Raw genomic sequence first — 6,842 nt, forward strand, 5'->3', positions numbered from 1 at the left:
TTAGAATTTTACGATCTACAAATTTACTTATTATTTATGTTATTTCTTAGTGATAAAAGAGTTTTAATGAGAATAATTAAATTAAACAGCAATAAAACTAATAAAATTGAAAATTTTAAAAAGTTTACCATGAAATCCTCCTTACTTGTCCATCAACCAGAATAATATCTTTACCCTTTTTAGCTGTTTTTACTTTTACCTTTCCGTTCTTTTTATAGGTCTTAATGTCTTTAGTTTCTCCTATTTGAAAACGATTTATTATGTATTCTGTACCATTGTTTTCAAAATAAATAAGACTGTTGCTGTCAACTTTTAAAGCTCCATCTGGAGTGTTTATATCAGAAGATTTAGAAACATATAATTTTGATATGGTAGCATTTTTAGTTGGTTATCATATAGATGATAAACATATTAAAATATTTGCTAATTGAAAAGTGCTTAAACAATTAGTGTGCCATTTTGTTTTAAGTATTAAAAAAGAAGTATCATTCTGTTACAGAAATTAAGTTTGTTTTTTTATTGGTCTCAACTTTAGTTAAAACTATATACTTTAGTGTATTTCGTTTTCAATTTCTAAAAAAATTTGACACGCACCAGCCTGCCGGCTGGCAGGTTTCACGAATTTACATTAATTCAGTTTTACAATATTTATTCTTTTTCTGTTGTTTTGGTATTTCACGAAAAAGACTTTCAGTCTGCTAAAATGAACCTATGGACTTGACTTCCAATCCATGGTTTATTTAAATTAAGCTTATTTTTTAATGTTTTTGACTTCTTCTTCGGTGACTATTTTATTGTTTTTATTTCCCCAACTATTGGTGATGTAATTCATAACATCAGCTACTTCGTCGTCACTTAATCCTAAAGCAGCCATATTGCTGTTATAAGTTATTCCGTTTACAACAATTTCTCCTTCTAGCCCATATTTAATACCTCTAATACTTTCTTCTCGTTTTTTTATAAGGTAATCAGATTTTGCTAACGGTGGGTATACATTTTCTACACCCTCACCATTAGGTAAGTGGCAAGACATACAAAAGTCTGTATAAATTTCGTTTCCTCTTTCTATACTTTCTTTTAATGGGTCTTGAGGGGAGTGTAAATTTGTATTTGAGTTAAATATAAATAATAATGCAAATAGGGAGATGGCAATTAATTTCATTCGTTTTTTTTATTCTTCTACAATAATTTTATAAATACCCTTTCCTTCAACAGCTATATAAATATAACCGTCTGGAGCTTGAACTACATTTCTAACACGACCTATATCTTCAAATAATTTTTCGCGTTTAACAACTTTGTTATTTTCTAAAATTAGGCGTTCAAGGTATTTGAATTTTAATGAGCCAACAAGTACATTAGTGTTCCAGTCTGGATATTTTTCTGAAGAGACAATAGCCATTCCACTAGGAGCAATAGAAGGCACCCAGTAAAAAAGCGGTTGTTCCATACCTTCTTTTTCGGTAATATCTGTAAATGAGGTTCCACTGTAGTTAATGCCATAAGAAATAACGGGCCATCCAAAGTTTTTACCTTTTTCTACAATATTAATTTCGTCACCTCCTTGCGGACCATGCTCATTTACCCAAATTGCTCCGGTAAAAGGGTTTTTTGCCATACCCTGTGGATTTCTGTGTCCGTAACTAAAAATAGCTGTTTTTGCATTTTGAGTATTTACAAAAGGGTTATCGGCAGGAATACTTCCATCATCATTCAGTCTATAAATTTTACCACAATCTCTGGTAATGTCTTGTGGGTTAACATCTCGATTACCTCTGTCTCCTATAGAAAAGTATAAGTAGCCTTCATCATCAAATTCTATTCGAGATCCCCAATGTTGTCCTTTTTTAGTATTAGGACCGGCTTTATAAAGTTTTTCTAATTCTACTAGTGAGTTGCCATTCAATTTAGCTCTAATTAAGGCTGTATTACCACCATCGTCTTCACCTTCAGAAGAAGCATAGGTCATATAAATCCAACCATTATTTTCATAATTGGGATGTAATTCAATATCTAAAAAACCACCTTGACCGCGAACATAAACTTCTGGTACGCCTTCAATAGTTGTTTTTACTTCATTTTTAAAATGAATGAGTTCTCCAGATTTTTCTGTAATTAACATACTTCCATCGGGTAAAAATGTCATACCCCAAGGAATGTTCAAACCTGAAACTACAAGTTCTGTTGTATAATTAAGAGCAATTGGTTCTTCTGCTTTTACTTCTGATTCTGTTTGTTGCGCACAAGCCGAAAATGCAATTAATATAATAATTAGTAATGAGTGAATCTGTTTCATGACAGTCTTTTTGATTTTAAATTTACATTAAAAAACATAATTAATGTTAATCCCAGTATAATAATTCACAGGATTTCCGGGATAATAGTATCTAGGTGCACTACCACCAAAACCAGACGTATTTATTAAGATTTGTGAGGCATAATGCTCATCAAAGATATTGTTTAAACCCAAAAAGGCGTTTAATTTTAGCTTTTTATTAAGATAAACTTTAAATCCTATTTTTAAATTAGTTAAGTTGTAACTATCAGAATACAAGCTATTAGCATCTGTAATTGGCATACTCCCTACGTATTGAAAGTTAATGTTTCCGTAAAAACCAAAAGCTGAATCAATGAGAATACCAGTATTAAATACATCAGATGGTACTCCCGTTAATTCGTTTCCAGAAAAATCATTTGTATTATCAATAAACTCTTTAAAAGTAAAATTATTTAAGGTGTAATTGGCAAATGTACTTATCGATAATTCTTCTTTTTTCAACCAATCGTAGTTTAAAGAGATCTCTAATCCGTCATGTTGTGTTTTTCCAGCATTAATTCCAATAAACTCATCTTGAGCCGTTCTTCTGGATACCAATAGATTCTTTATGTTTAATCTATAAACAGCCAAATTTAATTGGAGTTTGTTATTTAAAAGTGATGCTCGGGTTCCAATCTCAAAATTCCAGCCTGTTTCTGGTTTTAAATCCGTATTTATTTGCCCATCGGGTAATAATGTTTCATTTAATGAGATAGGAGAGAAACCATGACTAATACTAGAAAACAAACTAATGTTTTTTGAAAACAAATGGGATATCCCTAATTTTGGGGATACGATATTTTTAAATTTAAAACTTCCAGATTGATCTGGATTTTCAACTGAAACAGTAAATCTATCATCTAATTTGTAGGCTGTTTTATTTAGGTTGAAGCCCAAAGAAAGTGTTGTGTTTTCCGAAAACTCATAGTTGGTTTCAATAAAAACATTGTAATAATTTCTTTTTTCTTTAAAGTTAGATAATCTATTGCCTTTAACACTACCATTGCCGGTAGGGAAATCTTCATATAAGTTTTCAAAAGTTCCGTACGTATAAAGATCTTTAAAAAGCTCGCCACCAAGTGTCCAATTTAAATTTTTGTTGAATAATTTATAGTTGCCTAATAGTCTGGTTCTAATACCAAAAGCAAAGGTGTTTTCTTCTAAAATATTAAAAGGGCGTGGTTCATACGCGTCTCTAAAAGAAGTAAAAATACTTGTGACTTGTTTTAATTTTGAATGGTAATTATGATTCCAAGATAACCCAAATACACCGCGTTTTGAATCTTCAAACCCTTTTGATTGTTGCCAAGTAAAAGCTGCTTTTTCTGGATTGTTTAAATAATCGGTTTCATTAATAGAGCTAGGTATGAAGGCTTTTAAATCAACATAACTTGCCAGAAATGTTATCTCATTTTTTTTACTAATATAATGGCTACTATTCATAGTGAAGGTTTGTCTATTATAGGCATTATTTTCTCGATAACCATCGCTATGCGTATTACTATAAACAGCTCTGAAACTATTTTTAGTGGTGCCATGGTTTATGTTTACAATGCCTTTTCTTAACCCGAAAGAACCAATAGATAATTCACCATTTATATTAGAATTATTCAAATAAGCATTTTGTGGTGTTAAGTGAATAGTTCCTCCTAAACCAGCACCATAAATGCTTGAGCCAGCTCCTTTAATAATTTCAAAACGGGATATGGAAGCTAATTCAAAATCTTCAATGGTTGTTTCTCCACTTCCATTTGTTAAAGGTATATCTTTAAAATAAGCTCTAATTTTTGCAGTTCCAAAAAGGTTTCTTGAACCAATACCTCTAATTGTAATACGATTTGTATTAAGTGCGCCATTTTGCATAAAAACTCCAGGTGTTCTATTCAAAATAGGGGCAAAGTCTGTGTTATTTGATAATGCTATGTCTTTAGAAGTAATAATAGCAATGGATGCTGTTGCTTTCTTTAGTTTTTTCGGAATATGATTCGCATTAATAATAACTTCATTTAATTCGGAAGGGTTTATGTTTAGTTGAATAATGTAATATTGGTTTTCTGTAAGTTTAATTGTTTTAATAATATATCCTTCTTTTAGAAAAGTATAATGACCTTCTTTTAAAATCTCAAAACTGCCATCAGGATTTGATGATATAGATGTGTTAGTGTCAATATTTTTTATTTGAGTAAATTTTAATGGGGCACCAGTATCGGAATCAATTATTTTTCCTGTTATTTTTGATTGTCCATTCCCTAAGAAAGTTGCACAAAATAAAATGAAAGCAAGTATTTTTTTTGATTTTAAATACAAAATTATAGATTAGAGTTTTAAAACATCTAAAGTATGATTTTAATGTGATAAAATTTCAGGAAAAATTAATTGCAAAATGAATAAATAAAGTATATTTGCATTCCTTTAAAACAGGATAACCAATTCGGGGCGTAGCGTAGCCCGGTTATCGCGCCGCGTTTGGGACGCGGAGGTCGCAGGTTCGAATCCTGCCGCCCCGACTTTTTAATGTATCAAATAGTATTAAAAGCTTGTTAATCTAATGATTATCAAGTTTTTGTGGTTTTATAGCTATCATTTAATTTGAATAGATTTGGTTAAAAATGTGACCAATTCGGTTACCAAGCTATAAAATGTATAAAAAAGGTAACCGCATCATTTGATTTGACTTTTGTTTTTAATGTTCAATTTTAAAACAAAAGATTATGAAGACTTCAAGTACGTTCAGTATTCTGTTCTGGCTAAAACAAGCCAATGCCAAAAACGGAAAAGCACCGCTTTATGCGCGAATTACGGTAGATGGAAAACGATCAGAGCTATCCTTAAAAAGAAAACTCCCTATTAGTGATTGGGATGCCAACAAAAACAAATTAAAGGGCTTAAGTGAACAGGTCAAACAGGTCAACAATTATATCAAAGAGGTGAATGCCCAACTTTTCGAATCCTACCGAAAATTAAAAAGAGAAAACAAGTTGGTGACTTCCAGCATGATTAAATCGCATTTTTTGGGCATCGATGAAAGCAGTTACACCCTATCGGATATTATAGCATATCATAATGAACATATGAAGTCCACATTGCGCTGGGGAACACAAAAGAACTATTTCACGACCCATAAATATATTTATCTCTTTCTAAGTCAAAAACACAAAACAACGGATATCTACCTGTCAGACCTAAATTATAAGTTCATTATAGATTTTGAACGCTTTTTAAGGCACCGAAACGCTATGGGGAACAATACGGTGATGAAACATATAGAACGGCTACGTAAAATGGTCAGTCTAGCCCATAAGATGGAATGGACGGATAAAGACCCGTTCATAAATTTTGAAGCCAAGTACGAAAAAAAAGAAAGAACCTTTTTAACCTTAGAGAAATTACAGGCTATAGAAAACAAAGCGTTTAATATCCCAAGATTACAGCTGATCAAAGATTTGTTCGTGTTCAGCTGCTATACAGGTCTGTCCTATGGAGATGTAATGGGTTTAAGAACCAATAATTTATGTATGGGTATGGATGGAAAACAATGGATACACTCACAACGGGAAAAGACCAGTATTCCCATAAAGATACCATTGTTATCAAAGCCCTTACGTATCATTGAAAAGTATAAAAAGCACCCAAAATCCATAAATAAAGCAACTTTGTTCCCGACCATATCCGATCAAAAATTAAATTCCTATTTAAAGGAGATAGCAGACATTTGCTCAATACACAAGGATTTGACCTTTCATATAGCCAGACATACCTTTGCTACAACAGTGACTTTGAGCAATGGAGTCCCCATAGAAACGGTATCCAAGCTTTTGGGGCATTCAAAAATCACGACCACTCAGATTTATGCCAAGGTAATAGAGAGAAAGGTAAGTGAGGATATGTGTAAGCTGGAAGACAAGTTTTGAAAGCAGATAACATTTCTGTCCAGTTGATTTATTTAACTTATATAAGGGTCGTTAAGTCTGACGCAGTGCTACAACAGACTACTTCTAAGCTGTTGCATTTTTTAAAATGCTAGCCTAAGTGGCGATTGAATGTCACATTTGAGTGTTTTTATGGTTTTTACTGTAAATGACTGTTTTATCAGTTTTTTATCAACCTTTCTAATCCTTTGTAAACAAAGGCTTTACGGAGTAAATGAAAAATGTAGCGCTGCTTTAGCACGCTACCCTCTTGCTTCTCCCTTAGATTCGCAATGTCATTTACATAGAGTTTTTCTGTAAGATCATTATTCATTAAATAGATATCTTTGATTCGGGAAAAGCCTCCATAGTTCATTCTTTAAATAATAATTTCGTCGAAATAAAAGTTTAAAAATGTTAAAATTTTAATTTAATTTCTAAATTTGAGTTATTAATTATGTAAGATTATATATATTAAACCCGTTGTGCATTTAGGCGATATTAACTTTTAAGTTATTAATATTCCTATTAAACACGAACTTATTGATAAACTGGACTACTGTCATTGCTGTGATTTTGGACAAGATTCTATTTTTGAATCCATCAAAAGATTTAGC

At 31.7% G+C, this 6,842-nt stretch carries 4 protein-coding genes, 1 tRNA gene and 1 pseudogene; 2 read left to right on the top strand and 4 right to left on the bottom strand.

The genetic code is table 11. The features are described 5' to 3' along the window. Window positions 1-751 precede the first annotated feature (751 nt). Genes Q4Q35_RS18015 through Q4Q35_RS18025 form a run of 3 tightly spaced genes read right to left on the bottom strand, consistent with a single transcriptional unit; the run spans window position 752 to window position 4,624 of the window. A complete protein-coding gene (locus Q4Q35_RS18015; RefSeq protein ID WP_303279412.1) occupies window positions 752-1,162 on the bottom strand; it encodes a c-type cytochrome in 411 nt (136 codons plus the stop codon). A gap of 9 nt (window positions 1,163-1,171) precedes the next feature. Next, on the bottom strand, window positions 1,172-2,296 hold the full coding sequence (locus Q4Q35_RS18020; protein ID WP_303279413.1) for a PQQ-dependent sugar dehydrogenase: 1,125 nt from the start codon (window positions 2,294-2,296) through the stop codon (window positions 1,172-1,174). 27 nt (window positions 2,297-2,323) lie between these two features. After that, window positions 2,324-4,624 carry a TonB-dependent receptor domain-containing protein gene (locus Q4Q35_RS18025; protein ID WP_303279414.1) on the bottom strand — a complete coding sequence of 767 codons (2,301 nt, stop codon included), beginning with the start codon at window positions 4,622-4,624 and terminating at the stop codon, window positions 2,324-2,326. Window positions 4,625-4,749: 125 nt separating this feature from the next. On the opposite strand from Q4Q35_RS18025, the gene Q4Q35_RS18030 reads away from it, so the two are divergent. Both Q4Q35_RS18030 and Q4Q35_RS18035 read left to right on the top strand, forming a co-directional pair. After that, window positions 4,750-4,824 (top strand) — tRNA-Pro (locus Q4Q35_RS18030). Window positions 4,825-5,028: 204 nt separating this feature from the next. Further along, on the top strand, window positions 5,029-6,228 hold the full coding sequence (locus tag Q4Q35_RS18035; RefSeq protein ID WP_303279415.1) for a site-specific integrase: 1,200 nt from the start codon (window positions 5,029-5,031) through the stop codon (window positions 6,226-6,228). 488 nt (window positions 6,229-6,716) lie between these two features. Here Q4Q35_RS18035 and Q4Q35_RS18040 read toward each other — a convergent pair. Continuing rightward, window positions 6,717-6,842: pseudogene (locus Q4Q35_RS18040) on the bottom strand (IS982 family transposase); the annotation flags it as partial.

Source organism: Flavivirga aquimarina (assembly GCF_030540835.1).
Taxonomy (GTDB): domain Bacteria; phylum Bacteroidota; class Bacteroidia; order Flavobacteriales; family Flavobacteriaceae; genus Flavivirga; species Flavivirga aquimarina.